Annotated in this window: 1 protein-coding gene; it reads left to right on the top strand. The window is 66.5% G+C overall.

Annotated elements, in window-relative coordinates; all coding sequences use genetic code 11:
- Nucleotides 1-358, top strand: a 358-nt coding sequence (locus B2W70_RS05180; protein ID WP_286743539.1) for a hypothetical protein, incomplete at both ends; no start/stop codon positions are given.

Here is a 358-nt window from a genome sequence, read left to right on the forward strand (position 1 = left end):
CAACGTGCGGCTGACCCAGGTCGGCCAGGGCTACTACGCCGAGGCCGCTGCCGCCGCCGTCAACATCGACCTCGACAGCGACACGCCCCCCGAGCCCATCCAGAACACCGTGATCCTGGCGCCGCACAGCCAGTTCACGCTCACCGGCCTGGCCAAGGTCGGGCTGGTGCGCCTGGGCGAAGGCAATTGCCAGGATTGCGGCCTGTCCGTCGAGGCCATGTCGGTGCTGATCAGCAGCGATCTGTTCCCCGAGTTCTTCAACCCCGAGCTGGACAACGGGCTGTTCGATGCCTTCGACCGCGTCGAGGGCCTGTACGACTCCTTCGGCCTGAACAAGACCTTCGAAGCAGGCCTGCCC

It is taken from the genome of Aquabacterium sp. UBA2148 (assembly GCF_002328915.1).
GTDB classification, from domain to species: Bacteria; Pseudomonadota; Gammaproteobacteria; order Burkholderiales; family Burkholderiaceae_C; genus Aquabacterium; species Aquabacterium parvum.